The organism is Pseudomonas sp. MT3 (genome assembly GCF_054720805.1).
In genome coordinates this window covers 38,101-57,116 of record NZ_JBTVPY010000001.1, presented here as the reverse complement: position 1 = coordinate 57,116, position 19,016 = coordinate 38,101, and the positions used below count along the sequence as shown (strand labels likewise).

Genomic DNA, 19,016 nt, shown 5'->3' with positions numbered 1-19,016 from the left:
GGACCGACGATGAGGACCCCGTCATGCGCATCACTGAACTGCTCGGCATCCAGCACCCCATCATCCAGGCGCCGATGGTCGGCGTATCCACCCCGGCGCTGGCGGCGGCGGTGTCCAATGCCGGCGGCCTGGGCTCCATCGGCCTGGGGGCGAGCAACGCCACGCAAGCCCGCGCCCTGCTGGAGCAGACCCGCGCGCTGACCGACAAGCCGCTCAATCTCAACCTGTTCTGCCATCGCCCGGCCGTGGCCGATCCGGCGCGCGAGGCCGCCTGGCTGGAGCACCTGCGGCCGCTGTTCGCCGAGTTCGATGCGCAGCCGCCGGCGCAGATCAGCGAGATCTACCGTAGCTTCCTGAGCGATCCCGAGATGCTCGACTTCCTTCTCGACGCGCGCCCGGCGGTGGTCAGCTTCCATTTCGGCCTGCCGCCGCAGGACTGGATCGACCGCCTGAAAACCGCCGGCATCCACCTGCTGGCCACTGCCACCTGCCTGGCGGAAGGCCGCGCCATCGAGGCGGCGGGCATCGATGCCATCGTCGCCCAGGGCTACGAAGCCGGCGGCCACCGTGGCGTATTCGAGCCGGAGAAGGACGCGCGTATCGGCACCTTCGCGCTGGTCCGCACGCTGGCAAAAGGTACCGGCCTGCCGATCATCGCGGCGGGCGGGATCATGGATGGGCAGGGCATGCGCGCGGTATTCGAGCTGGGTGCGCAGGCAGTGCAGATGGGCACGGCGTTCATTTCCGCCAACGAATCCTCGGCCAACGCCGCCTTCAAGGCCGCGCTGCGCGGTGAGCGAGGGGAGCGTACCGAAGTGACAGCGGCGATCTCCGGCCGTGCGGCACGGGGCATGGTCAACCGGCTGTTCACCGACGTGGGCAGCGCGGATGCGCCGGCGCTGCCGGACTATCCCACCACCTATGACGCGGCCAAGGCACTGACCGCCGCGGCGGCCGCCAAGGGCAACACGGACTTCGCCGTGCAGTGGGCCGGGCAGGGCGCGCCCTTGTCGCGGGAGATGCCGGCGGCGGAGCTGATCTCGACCCTCATGGCCGAGTTCCGTACCGACGTAGGGGGCAATCTGTAGGAGCGAGCTTGCTCGCGAACAGAGTCTCAGACGGAATCGGTGTTGTGCGGTTCGCGAGCAGGCTCGCTCCTACAAGAGCATCCGAGTCAGCGGGCGCCGACGGCCGCGGCAGGTTTCTCCCGTGGCCGCCAGAGTTCGGCCAGCAGCACGCCGGCCAGGGTCAGCGTGCCGCCGATCAGGTGGTAGTGGGTCAGGCGCTCGTCCAGCGCCACGGCGGCGATGGCGGCGGTCAGCACCGGCAGCAGGTTGAAGAACAGCGACATGCGGCTTGGCCCCATGCGCGCCACACCCTGCATCCACGCCAGCGCGCCGACGATGGAGGCCAGCAGCGCGGCGTAGAGCACCAGCGGCAGGTTCGCGGCGGTCAGCCCCTGGTGCGGCGAGGCCAGGTACAGCGGCAGCAGCGCGAGGATCGCCACCAGCACCTGCAGGTAGAGCATCACCAGCGGCGGCAGCCGCAGGTTCCATTTCTTCATCAGTACGCCATACACGCCGTAGGCGAGGGTGGCGACGATCATCATGCCGTCGCCCAGGTTCACGCCGTGACTGAGCAATTGCCGTGGATTGCCCTGGGTGATCACCAGCAGCACGCCCCCCAGCGAGACCAGCGCGCCGAGCAGCGCCGCGACGCTCATGCGGTGACCCAGCAACAGCGAGGCGAGGGCGAGGGACATCAGCGGCATCAGCGGCATCAGCGAAAGGATGATGCCCATGTTGGTTGCCGAGGTCAGCGCGGCGGCGTAGTAGGCCAGGCACTGGTAGACGGCCATGCCGAGCAGGCCGAGGGTGACGATCTTGCCCAGGTTGGCGCGGATCACCGGCCAGTGGGCGAGGGTGGCGCGCAGCAGGAAGGGCGTCAGCAGCAGGCCGGCCAGCAGCCAGCGGAAGAAGCCGATCTCCGCCGGGGCGATCTGTCCGACGGCGAGCTTGTTGACGACGGTGTTGCCGGACCAGATGACCACGGCCAGCAGGGGGAACAGGTAATTCATGGAGGAACGCTTCCGGGATGACGGTGTGTATTGTCGGGTCGTCCGAATCAAGACGTATAATGAATTTCAGACAATCCACCCCGGCATTCGGACATGACCCGCGCACTGCCGCTCCCGCTTCCCGACATCGACCAGTTGCCCGCCGACCTGTACTTCCGCTACGACGAGTTCGACGCCGGCACCCATTCGCCCAGCCATCGCCATGCCTGGGGCCAGCTCAACTACGCCTCCCACGGGGTGATGGAACTGGAGGTGGATGGCCAGCGCTTCCTTTCGCCGCCGCAGTACGCCGTGTGGGTGCCGCCGGGGCGCGAGCACAGCTGCTACAACCGCCAGGCCATCGTCTACCGCTCGCTGTACGTGTCCGCCGAGGTGGCGCGCAAGCTGCCGGAGAACCCTTGTACCCTGGCCATCAGCGATATCCTCAAGGCAATCCTCTCCGACTTTGCCGCGCGAGGGGTGAACATCCCGCACAGCGACGCGGACCGGCGCCTGGCCGCCGTGGTGATCGACCAGTTGCAGGCCGCGCAGCCCCACGACGACTACCTGCCCTACGCCAGCAGCGGCGCGCTGGGCGAAATGCTGGCCGCGCTGCAGGCCGAACCCGGCGACAACCGCACCCTCGCGCAATGGGCCGAGCGTGTGCACAGCACCGAGCGCACCCTGGCGCGGGCCTGTCAGCGGGAGCTGGGCATGTCGTTCGGCGAATGGCGCCAGCGCCTGCGCTTCCTGGCGGCCATCGAGGCGCTGGCGTCGGGGGAAGGGGTACAGCAGATCGCCTTCAACCTGGGCTACAGCAGCCCGTCGGCCTTCATCGCCATGTTCCGGCGCCTGGCCGGCACCACGCCGGAGCAGTATCGAGCGGCCTTCCGCGCGCTGGCGGAAGGCTGAGGCCAAGAACCTGTTCAGAATCTCGCCGAGCGCAGTCCGGGCTGGCGCAGGCAGATCATGGACGGGTTCTCAGACCCTGCCGTCCTCCAGGCCCTTGAGGGTCTTGCGGCAGTGCACCAGCGCGTCGCGCACCATGAAGTTCACCAGGGTCGGGGAGACACCCAGTTCCTCGGCGATTTCCTTCTGCGTGCGGCCGTGCAGGCGGTACATCTCGAAGGCGTAGCGGGTGCGCTCGGGCAGGGCGCGCAGGGCGCTGGAGATGGCTTCCAGGGTCTGCCGGTCCTCGTGCTCGGCTTCCGGCGAGGCGGAGGGCGTCGGGATGTGCATGCCTTCCTCCTCGCTGCCGGCGTAGCGCTTTTCCAGCGCCTGGCGACGGTAGAGGTCGATGGCGAGGTTGCGCACCACGCGCATCAGATAGCCGCTCTGCGACTGGATGCCGGGCGTGAGCGCGGATCCGTTGAGCTTGAGGTACGCATCGTGCACCACGTCTTCGGCGTGGCTGCGGCAGCCGAGGATGCGTGCGGCAGCATTGATGAAAGTCTGCCGGTGGGTAGCGAACAGCTCGTGGAGAGCAGGACGCGATTCGGCGGGCGCTGGCTTGGACATGCAAGGTTTCCTATGCGACGGAGGGGGCGTCCACATGGGTTGAGGCGGCCAATCTAGTTCAAATGATAATTATTATCAATTTATTCGAGAGACTCCGACTATCGCTCTACGACGGGGTTCCCGCACAGCGCGAGGAAATTTCATGCATCTGCTGGTGAACTGCCGGCTAGACGGAACCGTTGTCGATTATCTTATGAGAATTAATCTCATACGAGAACATTAACTATTTCTCGAGCTCCCTCGTCTTCATGGCAGAACCGGCAAAACCACAGGCGTGGCCTTGTGCCGGCACCCCATGCAGCGAAGGAGAACGAGCGATGGCATTCGATCGCGAAGACGCGGTGTACAAGGTCCTGGTCAACGGCGAGGAGCAGTACTCGCTGTGGCCGGACTACAAGGAAGTCCCCGCCGGCTGGCGCGAAGCCGGCCAGCAGGGCAGCAAGGCCGATTGCCTGGCCTTCGTCGAGCGCAACTGGACCGACATGCGTCCGTTGAGCCTGCGACAGAAGATGGCCGAGGGGCAGTAACCCATGCTGCGCCTGCTCTGCCTGCCGTACTCCGGCGCCAGCGCGATGGTCTATGCGCGCTGGAAGCGCCAGTTGCCGGTCTGGGTCGACGTCCGTCCGGTGGAACTGCCCGGCCGTGGCCGACGTTTCGCGGAAAACCTGCAGACCGACCTGCGCGGCCTGGCCGACCAGCTCGCCGGCGAGGTCGCCGCGCACCTGGAGCAACCCTACGCGCTGTTCGGCCACAGCCTTGGCGGCCTGCTGGCCTTCGAACTGGCTCATGCCCTGCGCCAGCGCGGCCTGCCGACGCCGCAGGCGCTGTTCGCCTCGGCGGCCTCCGCGCCGTCATGCCGCGACAGTCACTGCGAACTGGCCGAAGAGCAGAGCGACGCGCAGTTGATCGAGCGCATGCGCCGCCTCGGCGGCACCCCCGAAGCGGTGTTTGCCGACGAGGAAATGCTGCGCCTGACCCTGCCGGTGATGCGCGCCGATTTCCTCCTCTGCGGCCGCTATGACTACCGCCGTCGCCCCCAGTTGTCCTGCCCGATCCATGTGTTCGGCGGCAAGGCCGACCGGATTTCGGTGGAATCCCTGTCGGCATGGCAGGACGAAACCCGCGCCGGCTTCTCCCTGGAAATGCTCGACGGTGGGCACTTCTTCCTCAACAGCAGCGAAGCGCGCCTGCTCGAACTGATGCTCGGCCACCTGCGGCCGTCGAATCAGCCGAGCGACGCGGCACTGGCCTGAGCGCCCCGCGCGGAGAATCCCGATGCTCACTTCCTCCTTGTTCGACATCGCTCCCCTGGCGCAGGCCCGTGGCGGCTTGCCCCTGCGGGTGCAGGCGCGCGGCGAGGGCATCGACCTGCTCGATGCCCTGGCCGAGCTGCGCCCACTGGTGGCGGAGCGCCTGCCGGTGTGCGCCGGCATCCTCTTCCGTGGCTTCCAGGTCGGCGCGCCGGAGCGCTTCCGCGAGTTCGCCGCCGGCTTCGGCCATCCGCTGCTCAACTACGAGTTCGGCTCCACACCGCGCAGCAACGTCACCAGCGGCGTGTACACCTCCACCGAGTACCCGCCGCACCAGCACATTCCGCTGCACAACGAGCAGGCCTACACCCGCGAGTGGCCGATGAAGATCTGGTTCTACTGCGTGCAGGCCGCGCAGAACGGTGGCGAGACGCCGATCGCCGACAGCCGCGAGATCTACCGCCGGGTCGACGAGGGCATCCGCCGCCGCTTCAGCGAGCGTGGGCTGATGTACACCCGCAACTTCGGCAACGGCCTGGACGTGGCCTGGGAGCAGGTGTTCAACAGCAGTGACCCGGCCGTGGTCGAGGCGTACTGCAAGGCCCACCGAATCGGCTGGGAGTGGAAGGAAGACGGCGAATTGCGCACCCGCCAGGTCTGCCAGGCAGTCGCCCAGCACCCGGTCACCCGCGACTGGGTCTGGTTCAACCAGGCGCACCTGTTCCACGTCTCCAACCTGCCTGCGGATGTGCGCGAGAGCCTGCTGGAAATCGTCGACGAGGAAGACCTGCCGCGCAACGTCTACTACGGCGACGGCAGCCCCATCGAGCCCTCGGTGCTCGACGAAATCCGCGGCGTGCTGGAGGAGGTCAAGGTGAGCTTCCCCTGGACCAGCGGCGACGTCCTGATGCTCGACAACATGCTCGCCGCCCATGCGCGCTCGCCATTCAGCGGGCCGCGCAAGGTGGTGGTGGCGATGGCGGAAGGACATGGTGCTGACGCACAAGGTTGAAGGCCGCAGGGATAACTCCCTCTCCCTCCGGGAGAGGGCGGGGGTGAGGGAGATGGCCGAGCACCGGAGTCGCCGTTAACACCCTCACCCTAACCCTCTCCCAGAGGGAGAGGGGACCGTTCGGAGCCGATGGATGTACCAGAACCACGCCGGACGTATCAGCCGGCACGGATAACTCCCTCTCCCTCTGGGAGAGGGCTGGGGTGAGGGAAATGGCCGAGCACCGAAGTCGCCGGTAACACCCTCACCCTGACCCTCTCCCAGGGGGGAGGGAATTGGTCGGAGCAGATGAACGATCACGGCGCTCCGCACAAGCAGCTGAACCCACGAATTTCCCTCCGGCGGGCCCCACGCGCCCGCCGACAGAACAGGTGATCTCATGAACGACCGCTACGAAGCCGCAGGAAACCTGGTCGAGGCCCTGCTGCAACGCGCCTGCGAAATGCCGCGCAAGACTGCCCTGCGATTCATCGCCGAAAACGTCGAGCAGCCCATCAGCTTCCGTGAGTTGGACGAGCGCGCCCGCGCCCTGGCCGCCTGGATGCTGCGCCACGGCCAGCACGGCGACCGCGCCGTGCTGTTGCTGCCCAGCGGCCCGGACTACGTCGCGGCGTTCTTCGCCTGCCTCTACTCGGGGATCATCGCCGTGCCGGCCTATCCGCCGGAGTCCGTGCGCCCGCAGCACCTGGCGCGCCTGCGCTCGATCCTCGATGACGCGCAGCCGAGCCTGGTGCTCACGGATTCCGCGCTGATCGAGGCCCTGCGTCCGGCCTGCGCGCGCGCGAACGGCGACAGCCCGCTGCTGCTGGCGGTGGACCAGGCCGATCCGGCACTGGCCGTCGAATGGCAGATGCCGGAGCTGGCCGATGACGACATCGCCTTCCTGCAATACACCTCCGGCTCCACCTCGACGCCCAAGGGCGTGCAGGTCAGCCACGGCAACCTGATGGCCAACGAGCGCCTGATCCGCCACGGCTTCGGCATTGGCGACGACGACGTGATCGTCAGCTGGCTGCCGCTGTTCCACGACATGGGCCTGATCGGCGGTCTGCTGCAGCCGATCTACAGCGGCATCGAGTGCGTGCTGATGTCGCCGCGCTATTTCCTCGAACGCCCGCGTCGCTGGCTGGAAGCCATCGCCCGTTTCGGCGGCACCGTCAGCGGCGGGCCGGACTTCGCCTACCGCCTGTGCTGCGAGCGGGTCAACGAAACCGCGCTGGAAGGCCTCGACCTGAGCAAATGGCGCGTGGCCTTCTCCGGCTCCGAGCCGATCCGTCCGGACACCCTGGAACGCTTCGCCGCCTGGTTCGCCCCGGCGCGGTTCGACGCCTCGTCCTTCTACGCCTGCTACGGCCTCGCCGAAGCGACCCTGTTCGTCACCGGCGGCGTGCGCGGCGAAGGCATCGGCCAGCTGGAAGTGGACCTCGAAGCCCTGGGCGAAAACATCGCCCGTCCGGGCCGTGGCACCTCGCTGATCAACTGCGGCGGCGCCCAGCCCGATCACGAGATTCAACTGGTCGATCCGCTCAGCGGCGAAGCCCTCGGCCCGGACCGCGTCGGCGAAATCTGGAGCAGCGGCCCCAGCGTTGCCCTCGGCTACTGGCGCAACCCGGAAGCCAGCGCGCGCACCTTCGTCGAAAAGGACGGCCGCACCTGGCTGCGCACCGGCGACCTGGGCTTCCTGCACAACGACGAACTCTTCGTCACCGGCCGCCTCAAGGACATGCTCATCGTCCGTGGCCAGAACCTCTACCCGCAGGACCTGGAACGCTGCGTCGAGGAAGAGGTCGACCTGGTGCGCAAGGGCCGCGTCTCCGCCTTCGCTATCGAGCATCAGGGCCGCGACGGCATCGGCATCGCCGCCGAAGTCGGCCGCAGCGTGCGCAAGCTGATCTCCGCCGAAGCACTGGCCAGGGCGATTTCCGCCGCCGTGGCGGAAACCTTCCAGGAGGCGCCGCTGGTGGTGGCGCTGCTGGAGCCGGGCGCACTGCCCAAGACTTCCAGCGGCAAGCTGCAACGCTCGGCCTGCCGCACCCAGCTGCTCGACGGCAGCCTGCAGGCCTACGCCATCCAGCGCGCCGGTGAGCCGATCAGCGATGGCGCCAGCGCCAAGCCGGTCGCACCACTGTCTGCTGAAGAGCAAGCCATCGCCGCGCTGTGGAGCGAGGTGCTGGAACTGCCGGCGATCCGCCGCGACGACAACTTCTTCGCCCTGGGCGGTAACTCGATCAAGGCCACCCAGCTGATGGCGCGCCTGCGCGAGCGCCTGGGCCGTGCCGTGGAGCTGCGCCTGTTGTTCGAAGCGCCAGAGCTGGGCGCTTTCGTCGCCGCGCTGGCGGCCATCCCGGCGGCCGAAGCGCAGAGCGTCCCGCAGGTACCGCGCGACGGCCTGCTGCCGCTGTCGCCGGCCCAGCGCCGCCTGTGGTTCCTCTGGAAGCTGGAACCGGAAAGCGCCGTGTACCACATCGCCGGGCGCATGAACCTGCGCGGTGAACTGCGCCGGCCGGCGGTGGAACAGGCCTTCGCGATCCTGCTGGCGCGCCACGAAACCCTGCGCAGCCGCTTCATCGAACAGGCCGATGGCGAGGTGTCGCTGAGCCTGTCCGACGCGACCCAGGTGGAACTCAGCGAAAGCGATTTCAGCTCCCTGGGCAACGCCCGCCGCGACATCGCCGCCCGCGAGGACGCCGACGCCTTCGCCGCGCAGCCCTTCGACCTGGCTCACGGCCCGCTGCTGCGCCTGCGCTTGCAGAATCTTGGTGGCGGTCGCCAGGCATTGCTGCTCTGCGTGCACCACATCATCGCCGACGGCTGGTCGCTGAACCTGCTGCTGGACGAATTCGCCGAGTGCTACCGCGCCATCGTCGAACAGCGCGAGCCGGTGCTGCCGGCGCTGCCGCGCCAGTACCTCGACCTCGCCGCCGCCCAGCAGGGCACGCTGGAGGCGGGCGAGGGCGCCCGTCTGCTGGACTGGTGGAGCGAGCGCCTGGGTAAACAGCATTCGCCGCTGGAGCTTCCGTTTACGACAGGCGAAAAAGGCCAGAGCGCCGAGCTGATCGAGCGCGACATCGACGCCGAACTGACCGGCAAACTGCGCCGCCTGGCCCAGGCCCACGGCGCGACCCTGCCGATGCTCCTGCTCAGCGCCTACAACCTGCTGCTGCAGCGCTACAGTGGCCAGCACGACCTGCGCGTCGGCCTGACCCAGGCCGGCCGCGAGCAGCTCGACAGCGAGCGCCTGGTCGGCTTCTTCGTCAACCTGCTGGTGCTGCGTAGCGAACTGCCCGAAGGTGCCAGCCTGCGCGGCGTACTCCGCCAACTGCGCGACGACCTGCTGCAAGCCCAGGCGCACCAGGGTCTGCCGTTCGAGCAGCTGGTGGAAGCGCTGCAACCCGAGCGTGGCCACGGCCGCCACCCGCTGTGCCAGGTCGCCTTCGACCACCAGTGGCAGCCGCGCGCCGGCAGCGGCCTGCCGGGCGTCAGCGTGGAAGCGCTGGAACAGCTCGACCTGGAAACCCCCTTCGACCTGGTGCTGCGCGTCCGCGAAGGCGAACAGTGCCTGCGCCTGAGCTTCTGCTATGCCCGCGAGCGCTACGCCGCCGCTGGCATGCAGCGCCTGGTCGGGCACTTCCTCGACCTGCTGCGCGCACTGCCGCAGATGAACGCCGACGCCGTGCTGGACGCCCGCGACTGGCTGCCCGCCGGCGACTGGAGCATTGCCGTGGCCGCTGACGCGCCGGCCTTCGAAGCGCTGAGCGAGACCATCGCCGCCCAGGCCCGCCGCCATCCGGCCAAGGTCGCGCTGCTCGACGAGCTGCGCGAAGTGAACTTCGCCGAACTGGAAGACCGTTCCAACCGCCTGGCGCAGCGCCTGATCCAGCGTGGCATCGGCGCCGAGCGCCGGGTCGCCGTGGCGTTGCCGCGTGGCGTGGACATCCCGCTGGCCCTGCTGGCGGTGATGAAAGCCGGCGGCGCCTACCTGCCGCTGGACGTCGATTACCCCGAGGAACGCCTGGCCTGGCTGATGCAGGACGCCGGTGTCGACCTCCTGCTGACCAACGCCGAGCTGGCCGAGCGCCTGCCGCTGCCGGCAGGTGTCGAGCGCCTGGTACTGGAGGAAGCCGACCTGGCCAACGCGCTGGCGGTGCGCCCGCTGGTGCGCATCCAGCCGCAGAACCTCGCCTACCTGATCTACACCTCCGGTTCCACCGGCCAGCCCAAGGGCGTCTCCGTCGCCCACGGCGAGATCGCCGCGCACTGCCGCGCCATCGGTCAGCGCTATGCCATGAGCGAGGCCGACCGCGAACTGATCTTCATGTCCTTCGCCTTCGACGGCGCCCACGAACGCTGGCTCACCGTGCTGTCCCACGGCGGAAGCCTGCTGATCCGCAATGACGCGCTGTGGACCGCCGAGCAGACCCTGGAGCAACTGCGCCGCCACGAAGTGACGGTCGCCGCCTTCCCGCCGGCCTACCTGCAACAGCTGGCTGAACAAGCTCTGATCACCGGTCACGCGCCGAGCATGCGCATCTACTGCTTCGGCGGTGACGCGGTGCCCGAAGCGGCCTACCAACTGGCGCACCGGGCGCTGAAACCGCAGCACCTGATCAACGGCTACGGCCCCACCGAAACCGTGGTCACCCCGATGCTCTGGAAAGCCGACGCGAAAACCGCGTGCGGCGCGGCCTATGCGCCCATCGGCGAAGTGGTCGGCGAACGCAGCCTATACATCCTCGATGACCGCCTGCAACCGCTACCGCGCGGCGTGGCCGGTGAGCTATACATCGGCGGCCACGGCCTGGCCCGTGGATACCACCAGCGCGCCGGCATGACCGCCGAACGCTTCGTCGCCGACCCGTTTGCCCAAGGCCTGCGCGCCTACCGCAGCGGCGACCGTGTGCGCTGGCGTGAGGACGGCGCGCTGGATTACCTCGGCCGCGTCGATCAGCAGGTGAAGATCCGTGGCTTCCGTATCGAACCGGGCGAGATCGAAGCGCGCCTGCGTGCGCTGCCCGGCGTGCGCGAAGCGGCGGTGATCGCCCGCGACAGCGAGCAGGGCAAGCGCCTGCTGGGCTATGTCGTCGGCGAAGCACTGGCTGAAGACGCCCTCAAGGCCGCGCTGCGTTCGGAGCTGCCGGAGTACATGGTGCCGTCGCGCCTGCTCGTGCTGGAACAGATGCCGCTCAACGCCAACGGCAAGATCGACCGCAAGGCGCTGCCCGAGCCGCAGGAGGCTGCCAGCACCACCGAAGCCCCGCGCGACGGGCTGGAAAGCCGCGTCGCCGCTGTCTGGGCGGAAGTGCTCGGCGTGCCGGCGGTGGGCCGAGAGGACGACTTCTTCGAACTGGGCGGCCACTCGCTGCTGGCCACGCAAGTGATCTCCCGCCTGCGCCGCGACCTGGGCTGCGAAGTGCCGCTGCGCGACCTGTTCGAAGCCAGCCGCCTGGACGAATTCGCTGCACGGCTGACGGCACTTGCGCCTAGCGCGCGTCCGGCTTTGCGCGCCGTGGCCCGTGACGGCGATCTGCCGTTGTCCGCGGCCCAGAGCCGTCTGTGGTTCTTCTGGCAGATGGAGCCGGCCAGCGCCGCCTACAACGTGCCGGGCGCGCTGCGCCTGCGCGGCCAGCTCGACGAGTCTGCGCTGCGCCGTGCCTTCGACGCGCTGATGGCGCGCCACGAAACCCTGCGCACCACCTTCGATGAAGTGGACGGCCAGGCCTTCCAGCGCATCCAGCCGGCCCGACCGCTGGACCTGGCAAGGGTCGACCTGTCTGCTGAGAAAGATGCCGAGGCCGCCGCGCGTGCGCTGGCTGAAACGGAAGCCCAGCGTCCGTTCGACCTGCGCACCGGCCCGCTGCTGCGCCTGACCCTTCTGCGTTTGTCTCCAAAAGAAGTGGCTGACGCCGACCATGTGCTGTTGTTGACGATGCACCACATCGTCTCCGATGGTTGGTCGATCCGCGTGCTGGTGGACGAGTTCAGCCGCCTCTACGGCGCCTTCGCCGCTGACGAGGAACTGCAACTGCCGGCGCTGCCGGTGCAGTACGCCGACTACGCCCAGTGGCAGCGTGAGCTGCTGGCGGGCGAGGAGGGCCAGCATCAGCTGAGCTGGTGGACCGAGCAGTTGCATAGCGACACTCCCGTGCTGGAACTGGCCGCCGACCGTCCGCGCCCAGCCGTGCAGAGCTACCGTGGCGGCAGTCTGGGCTTCAGCCTGGACGCCGGTCTGGGGGCGCGCCTAAAGCAACTGGCCCGCGAGCAGGACGTCACCCTGTTCATGCTGCTGCTCGGCGCCTACGCCGTGCTGATGCAGCGCTACAGCGGCCAGAGTGACCTGCGCGTCGCTGTGCCCATCGCCAACCGCCAGCAGTTGGAAACCGAGGGGCTGATCGGTTTCTTCGTCAACACCCAGGTGATGCCGTTCGCCCTGTCGGATGACCAGTCCTTTGCCGCGCTGCTGGCCAATCTCAAGCCCCTGGCCCTGGGCGCTCAGGCGCACCAGGACCTGCCCTTCGAGCAACTGGTCGAAGCCCTGCAGCCCGAGCGCAGCCTGGCCTACAACCCGCTGGTGCAGGTGAAGTTCAACTTCGGCTTCGACGTCAGCCGCCTGCCCGATGCCGGCGCGCTGAAGCTGGAACTGTTCAGCGAGGAACAGTACGGCGCGCGCTTCGACCTCGCCCTGGACATGGCCGAGGCGCTGGACGCCAGCGGCCAGCCGGGCGATGAACTGCGCGGCAGCTTCGTCTATGCCCGCGACCTGTTCGACGAAGACAGCGTCGCCGCCATCGCCGGCCAGTTCGAAGCGCTGCTGCGCCAGCTGTGCGCCGAGCCGCAGCGCGCCCTCGGCGAACTGCCGCGCCCGGTGGCCTCGCGCCGTCGTGGCGAGGCGCGCCAGTGGCCGCAGCAGGACGTGCTCGGGTTGTTCGCCGCGCAGGTCGCCGCGCAGCCGGACGCCATCGCCGTGCAGGACGACAGCATCCGCTACAGCTATGCCGAGCTGGACCAGCGCAGCAACCGCCTGGCCAACGCGCTGAACGCCAGCGGCGTGGAGCCGGGCGAGTGCGTCGCGATCTGCCAGGAGCGCAGCGCGCAGTGGGTGCTCCTGTTGCTGGGCGTGCTCAAGGCCGGCGCCACCTATGTGCCACTGGACCCGGCGCAGCCGGCCGAGCGCCTGCGCCAGTTGCTCCAGGACAACGGCATCGGCCGCGTGCTGGTGAGCGACGCCGCGCTGCTGGAGACCTTCGGCGACGCTGCCACGCTGATCCCGACCGGTGGCCCGGAGCAGGACGGCACTGCCGCGCCTGCGCGGAGCATCGACCCGCAACAGGCCGCCTATGTGATCTTCACCTCCGGCTCCACCGGCCAGCCCAAGGGTGTGCGCGTCAGCCACGGGGCGCTGGCCAACTACGTGCAAGCCGTGCTCGAACGCCTGCAACTGGACCAGGGCCGCGCCCGGGGCCTGGGCATGGCGATGGTCTCCTCGGTGGCCGCCGACCTCGGCCACACCACGCTGTTCGGCGCGCTGTGTGGCGGTGGTCGCCTGCACCTGGCGGATGCCCAGGCTGTGGCCGATGCCGAGTGCTTCGCCGCGTTCATGCAGGACGTGGACGTGCTGAAGATCGTCCCCAGCCATCTCGCCGGCCTGCTGGCCGCCACGCCCAACGCTGCCGCCGTGCTGCCGCGGCGTCTGCTGGTGGTCGGCGGTGAGGCCTGCGACCGCGCGCTGTTGCAGCCAATCCGGGAGCTTGCGCCCAAGCTGCGCGTCGTCAACCACTACGGCCCCAGCGAGTCCACCGTGGGCGTGCTGACCCACGAATGGTCGCTGCTGGACGATCTGCCCGCCTCGACACTACCCATTGGCACGCCGCTGGCCAACAGCGCCATTCGCGTGCTCGACGAGAACGGCCGCGACTTGCTGCCGGGCGTGCCCGGTGAGCTGTACATCGGCGGCGCCGGCCTGGCGCTGGGTTACCTCGGCCTGCCGGAAATGACCGCCGAGCGCTTTGTCGAGATCGAGGGCGAACGCCTGTATCGCAGTGGTGACCGCGTGCGCCTGAACCGTCGTGGCGCCGTGGAATTCCTCGGCCGCGTCGATGACCAGGTGAAGATCCGCGGCTACCGCGTCGAGCCGGGTGAACTGGCGCAAGCGCTCAAGCGCCTGCCCGGCGTACGCGATGCCGTGGCGCTGGCCGAGCGCGATAAAGATGGCCCGCTGAGGCTGCTGGCCTGGGCCGTGGCCGAGGGACAGAGCGTGGAGAGCCTGCGCGAAGGCCTGGCCGCCGCCGTGCCGGAATACCTGCTGCCGGCTCAGTTGACGCTGCTGGAACGCCTGCCGCTGAACGCCAACGGCAAGGTGGACCGCCAGGCGCTGCCGCGTGCCGAAGCGGTTGCCAAGGCCTTGGACAGCGCGCCGCTGAGCGAGCTGGAACAACGCATCGCCGCTATCTGGCAAGCCGTGCTGAAAGTCGAGCGCGTCGGTGCCGAGGACAACTTCTTCGAGCTGGGCGGCGACTCCATCCTCAGCCTGCAGATCATCGCGCGCATCCGTAAGCTGGGTTACAAACTCAGCCCGAAACAGCTGTTCGAGCGGCAGAGCGTGCGCCAACTGGCGCAGTGGCTGGAAAGCCGCGCCCCGGCTGCAGCGACCGCACCCACGCCGGTTACAGCCGTGAGCGGTGAGGTGGCCCTGTCGCCGGTGCAGGCGCGCTTCTTCGAGCGTGTGCCGAGCGCCCAGCGTCACCACTGGAACCAGGCCTTGCTGCTGCAACCGCGCGAAGCACTCGATGGCGACGTGCTCGCCCGTGCGCTGCACTGGCTGGTCGGCCAGCACGACGCGCTGCGCCTGCGCTTCGACGGCAGCCGCCAACGTTACGCCGAACAAGGCCCGCTGGATATGACGCTGCTGTGGCGTCGCCGCGCCGCTGACGCCCGCACCCTGGAGCGCCTGTGCGACGACGCCCAGGCCAGCCTGGACATCGCCAACGGCCCGCTGCTGCGTGCCATGCAGGTGACACTGGAGGAGGGTGGGGAACGCCTGCTGCTGGTCATCCATCACCTGGCGGTGGACGGCGTGTCCTGGCGCATTCTGCTGGAAGACCTGCAGTACGCCTACCGCGAACTGCGCGCCGGTCGTACGCCCGCCGCGTTGCCGCGCAGCGACAGCTACCAGGCCTGGAGCGCCCGCCAGCAGGCGGCTGCCAATGGCGCTGCGGCTGAGCTTGGCTACTGGCAGGCCGAACTGCGCGATGCGCCGCGTCTGACCCGCGCCCGCAGCGGCGCCCCGGCCACCTGGAAGGAAGCCGCCAACGCGCGCTTCAGCCTCGATGTCGAGACCACCCGCCAACTGCTCGGCCCGGCACTGAAAGCGCAGCGCCTGCAGATCAACGACCTGCTGCTGACCGCGCTGGCCCGCGCCCTGTGCGCCTGGACCGGCGAATCCTCCGCGCTGGTGGAGATGGAGGGCCACGGCCGCGATGCCTTCGACGGCGACGCGGCGCTGGACCTGAGCCGTTCCGTGGGCTGGTTCACCGCGCTCTATCCCGTACGCCTGCACGCCGGTGGCGAGCCGGGTGCGGACCTGCGCGCCACCCGCGAACACCTGCGCGGGCTGCCGCGCGCCGGTATCGGCTACGGCCAGCTGCGCTACCTCAGCCAGCACGCCGCCAGCCTGCGTGACCTGCCAGCGCCGCAGGTGACCTTCAACTACCTCGGCCAGCTCGACCAGGCCTTCGCTGACGCCGACTTCCTGCCGGCCTTCGAAGGCGTGGGCCGCAGCCAGCCGCTGAACGCCGCGCTGGGCAATGCGTTGGTCTACGCCGGCCGCGTGCTCGGCGGCGAACTGAGCCTGGAAGTCACCTACAGCAGCGCCATGTTCGACGTCGCCGATATCGACGAGCTCCAGGCCCTGCTGCGAGCCGAGCTGCAAGCGCTGGTCGCATACTGCCTGAATACCCCGCGCAAGCTGGAAGCCGGCGAGCTGCCGCTGCTTGGTCTCGGCCAGGCACAGCTCGACGCACTGCCGTTGCCGGCCGGCGTCGAGGACCTCTACCCGCTGTCGCCGATGCAGCAGGGCATGCTGTTCCACGCCCTCGACGTGCCGGGCTCCTCGCTCTACGTCAACCAGCTGCGGGTCGATCTGGACGGCCTTGATGAGGCGCGTTTCCTCGATGCCTGGCGCGCGGTCGCCGCCCGCCACGGCAACCTGCGCACCGGCTTCCTCGCCAGTGCCGACACCGCGCCGCTGCAGTTCGTCCTGCGCGACGTGCAACTGCCAGTGCAGTCCTTCGACTGGCGCGGCCAGCAGGTCGGCGAGCAGCAGCTTGCCCAGATTGCTCTCTTGGACAACGTCGCTGACGCCCAGCGCAACCTCGGCTTCGACCTGGCCAAACCGCCGCTGCAACGCCTGGCGCTGGTGCGCCTGGGCGAGCGCCGCTACCACCTGATCTGGACCTGCCACCACCTGCTGCTGGACGGCTGGAGCAGCGCGCGGCTGATCGGCGAAGTGCTCGCGCTCTACCGTGGCGAAGCACTGTCGGCGCCGGCGGCGCAGTACGGCGACTACATTGGCTGGCTGCACGCCCAGGACGGCGCGGCGGGCGAGCGCTTCTGGCGCGAGCGCCTGAAGGGCTTCGACGAGCCGACCCTGCTGGCTACCGCCTGCAGCGCCGGTTTCCGCGAGGAGCCGCTGCGCGAGCTGCACAGCCGCCTCGACAGCACACCGCTGCAACGCTTCGCCCAGACCCAGCGCATCACCCTCAACACCCTGGTGCAGGGTGCCTGGGCGCTGTTGCTGCAACGCTACTGCGGCCAGCGCAGTGTGACCTTCGGCGCCACGGTGGCGGGGCGCCCGGCCACGCTGCCGGGGGCGGAAGAGAGCCTCGGCCTGTTCATCAACACCCTGCCGATCCTGCAAAGCCCGGATGACGCCCAGCGTGTGGGCGACTGGCTGCGCGAGCTGCAGGCGTTCAACCTCGACGTGCGCGAGTTCGAGCACACGCCGCTGTACGACATCCAGCGCTGGGCCGGCCGTGGCGGGCAGGCGCTGTTCGACAGCATCATCGTGTTCGAGAACTTCCCGATGGACGCGGCGCTGTCGTCTTCCGCCGCCGACGAGCTACGCATCCTCGGCCACCGCCCGGTGGACGGCACCAACTACGCCCTGGCCCTGGTGGCCAGCGCCGGCGAGCAGCTGGACGTGCGTTACACCTACCGCGCCGACCGTTTCAGCGCGAGCCAGATCGACCAGCTGCGCGGCCACTTCGAGCGCCTGCTGCTGGCCCTGGTGGAAGACGCCGAGCGCCCGCTGGGCCAGGTCAGCCAGCTCGCCAGCGCGGAACGCGCCGAGCTGCTGCAACGCTTCAACGCCACCGAGGCGAAGTTCCCGGCCGACGTGCAACTGCAGGAGCTGATCGAGCGGCAGGTCGCCGCGACCCCGGACGCGCTGGCCCTGCAATTCGGCGAGCAGCGCCTGAGCTACGCCCAGCTCAATGCCCGCGCCAACCAGCTCGCGCACTGGTTGCGTGGCCAGGGCGTCGGCCCGGACGTGCTGGTCGGTGTGGCCGCCGAGCGTTCGGTGGAGCTGGTGGTGGCCCTGCTGGGCATCGTCAAGGCCGGCGGCGCCTACGTGCCGATGGACCCGGACTACCCGCAGGAGCGCCTGCAGCACATGCTTGCCGATAGCGGCGTGAGCCTGCTGCTGACCCAGCAGCACCTGTTGGATCGCCTGCCGGCGAGCAACGCCGAAATGGTATGCCTGGACAGCCAGTGGGGCGAGATCGCCACGGCCTCCGAGCAGAATCCGGCCAGCGCCGGCAGCCCGCAGAACCTGGCGTACCTGATCTACACCTCCGGCTCCACCGGCAAGCCCAAGGGCGCCGGCAACAGCCATCGCGCGCTGGTCAATCGCCTGCACTGGATGCAGAAGGCCTACGTGCTGGACGCCTCCGACCGTGTCCTGCAGAAGACCCCGTTCAGCTTCGACGTGTCGGTCTGGGAGTTCTTCTGGCCGCTCATGACCGGTGCCGCCCTGGTAGTCGCCGCGCCCGGCGCGCACCGCGATCCGGCGGCGCTGCGCCAGGTGATCGAGGCGGGGCAGGTCACCACGCTGCACTTCGTGCCGTCGATGCTGCAGGCCTTCGTTGCTTCCGGCGAACTGGAGCGCTGCCCGTCGCTACTGCAGGTGATGTGCTCGGGCGAAGCGCTGCCCTATGAGCTGCAACAACAGTTCCGCCAGCGCAGCAGCGCCAGGCTGCACAACCTCTACGGCCCGACCGAAGCGGCGATCGACGTCAGCTTCTGGGCCTGCGACGAGGACAACGCGCGGCAGGTCGTGCCCATTGGCCGGCCCATCGACAACCTGCGCCTGGTGCTGCTGGACGAGCGCCTGGAGCCGGTGCCGCAAGGCGTGGCCGGCGAGCTGTACATCGGTGGTGTCGGTCTGGCGCGGGGTTACCACGCGCGTCCCGGTTTGACCGCTGAACGCTTTGTCGCCGATCCCTTCGGCAGTGGTGAACGTCTCTATCGCACCGGCGACCTGGCTCGCCAGCGCGAAGACGGCGCCATCGAATACCTCGGCCGTCTCGACCATCAGGTGAAGATTCGCGGCCTGCGCATCGAGCTGGGCGAGATCGAAGCGCGTCTGCAGGCCCATCCGCAGGTCAGCGAAGCGGTGGTGGTGGCGAAGGACGGCGTGCTGCTGGCCTACGTGGTCGCCAGCGCCGAGCCCGAAGCCCTACGTCAGGCGCTGCAACGCGAATTGCCGGATTATATGGTGCCGTCGCGGATCATCGCCCTTGACGCCATGCCGCTGTCGCCCAACGGTAAGCTGGACCGCAAGGCCCTGCCGGACCCGCAGCTGGGCGACAGCCTGCGCGAGTACGTGGCGCCGCGCAGCGACCTGGAAGTCGAGCTGGCCGGCATCTGGCAGCACGTGCTGCAGGTGGACCGCGTCGGCCTGCACGACGACTTCTTCGAACTGGGCGGCCATTCGCTGTTGCTCACCCAGGTCGGCCTGACCCTGCGTCAGCGCCTGGGCCTGGAACTGCCGCTGCACCGCCTGTTCGAGCTGAGCAATATCGAAGCGCTGGCCGCCTGGATCGAAGCCCAGCGGGCAGGCTCCGCCAGCGCGGAAGAGGAACTGGACCTGATGGATGAACTGCTCGGCGAGCTGGAGAATCTTTGA

8 protein-coding genes are annotated in these 19,016 nt (G+C 68.9%); 6 read left to right on the top strand and 2 right to left on the bottom strand.

Annotated elements, in window-relative coordinates; all coding sequences use genetic code 11:
- Positions 1–23: 23 nt before the first annotated feature.
- A complete protein-coding gene (locus ACYCAX_RS00175; RefSeq protein ID WP_460247202.1) occupies positions 24–1,088 on the top strand; it encodes an NAD(P)H-dependent flavin oxidoreductase in 1,065 nt (354 codons plus the stop codon).
- A gap of 86 nt (positions 1,089–1,174) precedes the next feature.
- Here ACYCAX_RS00175 and ACYCAX_RS00170 read toward each other — a convergent pair whose 3' ends face one another.
- Positions 1,175–2,077 (bottom strand): DMT family transporter, encoded by a 903-nt coding sequence (locus ACYCAX_RS00170; RefSeq protein WP_460247201.1) that lies wholly within the window; start codon positions 2,075–2,077, stop codon positions 1,175–1,177.
- A 93-nt stretch (positions 2,078–2,170) separates the two neighbouring features.
- Between ACYCAX_RS00170 and ACYCAX_RS00165 the strand changes: the two genes are divergently transcribed.
- Complete coding sequence (locus ACYCAX_RS00165) at positions 2,171–2,968, top strand: AraC family transcriptional regulator (protein ID WP_294979616.1); 798 nt, start codon at positions 2,171–2,173, stop codon at positions 2,966–2,968.
- Between the two features lie 69 nt (positions 2,969–3,037).
- Here the strand turns inward: ACYCAX_RS00165 and ACYCAX_RS00160 are convergent, their stop codons facing one another.
- Positions 3,038–3,574: an RNA polymerase factor sigma-70 gene (locus tag ACYCAX_RS00160; protein ID WP_460247200.1), complete on the bottom strand. Its 537-nt coding sequence runs from the start codon at positions 3,572–3,574 to the stop codon at positions 3,038–3,040.
- 317 nt (positions 3,575–3,891) lie between these two features.
- Here ACYCAX_RS00160 and ACYCAX_RS00155 point away from each other — a divergent pair, with 317 nt between their 5' ends.
- The 4 genes from ACYCAX_RS00155 (at position 3,892) to ACYCAX_RS00140 (ending at position 19,016) form a co-directional block, all read left to right on the top strand.
- Complete coding sequence (locus tag ACYCAX_RS00155; RefSeq protein WP_015477305.1) at positions 3,892–4,101, top strand: MbtH family protein; 210 nt, start codon at positions 3,892–3,894, stop codon at positions 4,099–4,101.
- Positions 4,102–4,104: 3 nt separating this feature from the next.
- Complete coding sequence (locus tag ACYCAX_RS00150) at positions 4,105–4,827, top strand: thioesterase II family protein (protein ID WP_460247199.1); 723 nt, start codon at positions 4,105–4,107, stop codon at positions 4,825–4,827.
- Positions 4,828–4,849: 22 nt separating this feature from the next.
- Positions 4,850–5,836 carry a TauD/TfdA family dioxygenase gene (locus ACYCAX_RS00145; RefSeq protein WP_460247198.1) on the top strand — a complete coding sequence of 329 codons (987 nt, stop codon included), beginning with the start codon at positions 4,850–4,852 and terminating at the stop codon, positions 5,834–5,836.
- Between the two features lie 379 nt (positions 5,837–6,215).
- Positions 6,216–19,016 carry a non-ribosomal peptide synthase/polyketide synthase gene (locus ACYCAX_RS00140; protein WP_460247197.1) on the top strand — a complete coding sequence of 4,267 codons (12,801 nt, stop codon included), beginning with the start codon at positions 6,216–6,218 and terminating at the stop codon, positions 19,014–19,016.

Coding starts and splice junctions, on each gene's coding strand:
- ACYCAX_RS00175 (WP_460247202.1), top strand. CDS start 24: ATGCGCATCACTGAACTGCTCGGCATCCAGCACCCCATCATCCAGGCG.
- ACYCAX_RS00170 (WP_460247201.1), bottom strand. CDS start 2,077: ATGAATTACCTGTTCCCCCTGCTGGCCGTGGTCATCTGGTCCGGCAAC.
- ACYCAX_RS00165 (WP_294979616.1), top strand. CDS start 2,171: ATGACCCGCGCACTGCCGCTCCCGCTTCCCGACATCGACCAGTTGCCC.
- ACYCAX_RS00160 (WP_460247200.1), bottom strand. CDS start 3,574: ATGTCCAAGCCAGCGCCCGCCGAATCGCGTCCTGCTCTCCACGAGCTG.
- ACYCAX_RS00155 (WP_015477305.1), top strand. CDS start 3,892: ATGGCATTCGATCGCGAAGACGCGGTGTACAAGGTCCTGGTCAACGGC.
- ACYCAX_RS00150 (WP_460247199.1), top strand. CDS start 4,105: ATGCTGCGCCTGCTCTGCCTGCCGTACTCCGGCGCCAGCGCGATGGTC.
- ACYCAX_RS00145 (WP_460247198.1), top strand. CDS start 4,850: ATGCTCACTTCCTCCTTGTTCGACATCGCTCCCCTGGCGCAGGCCCGT.
- ACYCAX_RS00140 (WP_460247197.1), top strand. CDS start 6,216: ATGAACGACCGCTACGAAGCCGCAGGAAACCTGGTCGAGGCCCTGCTG.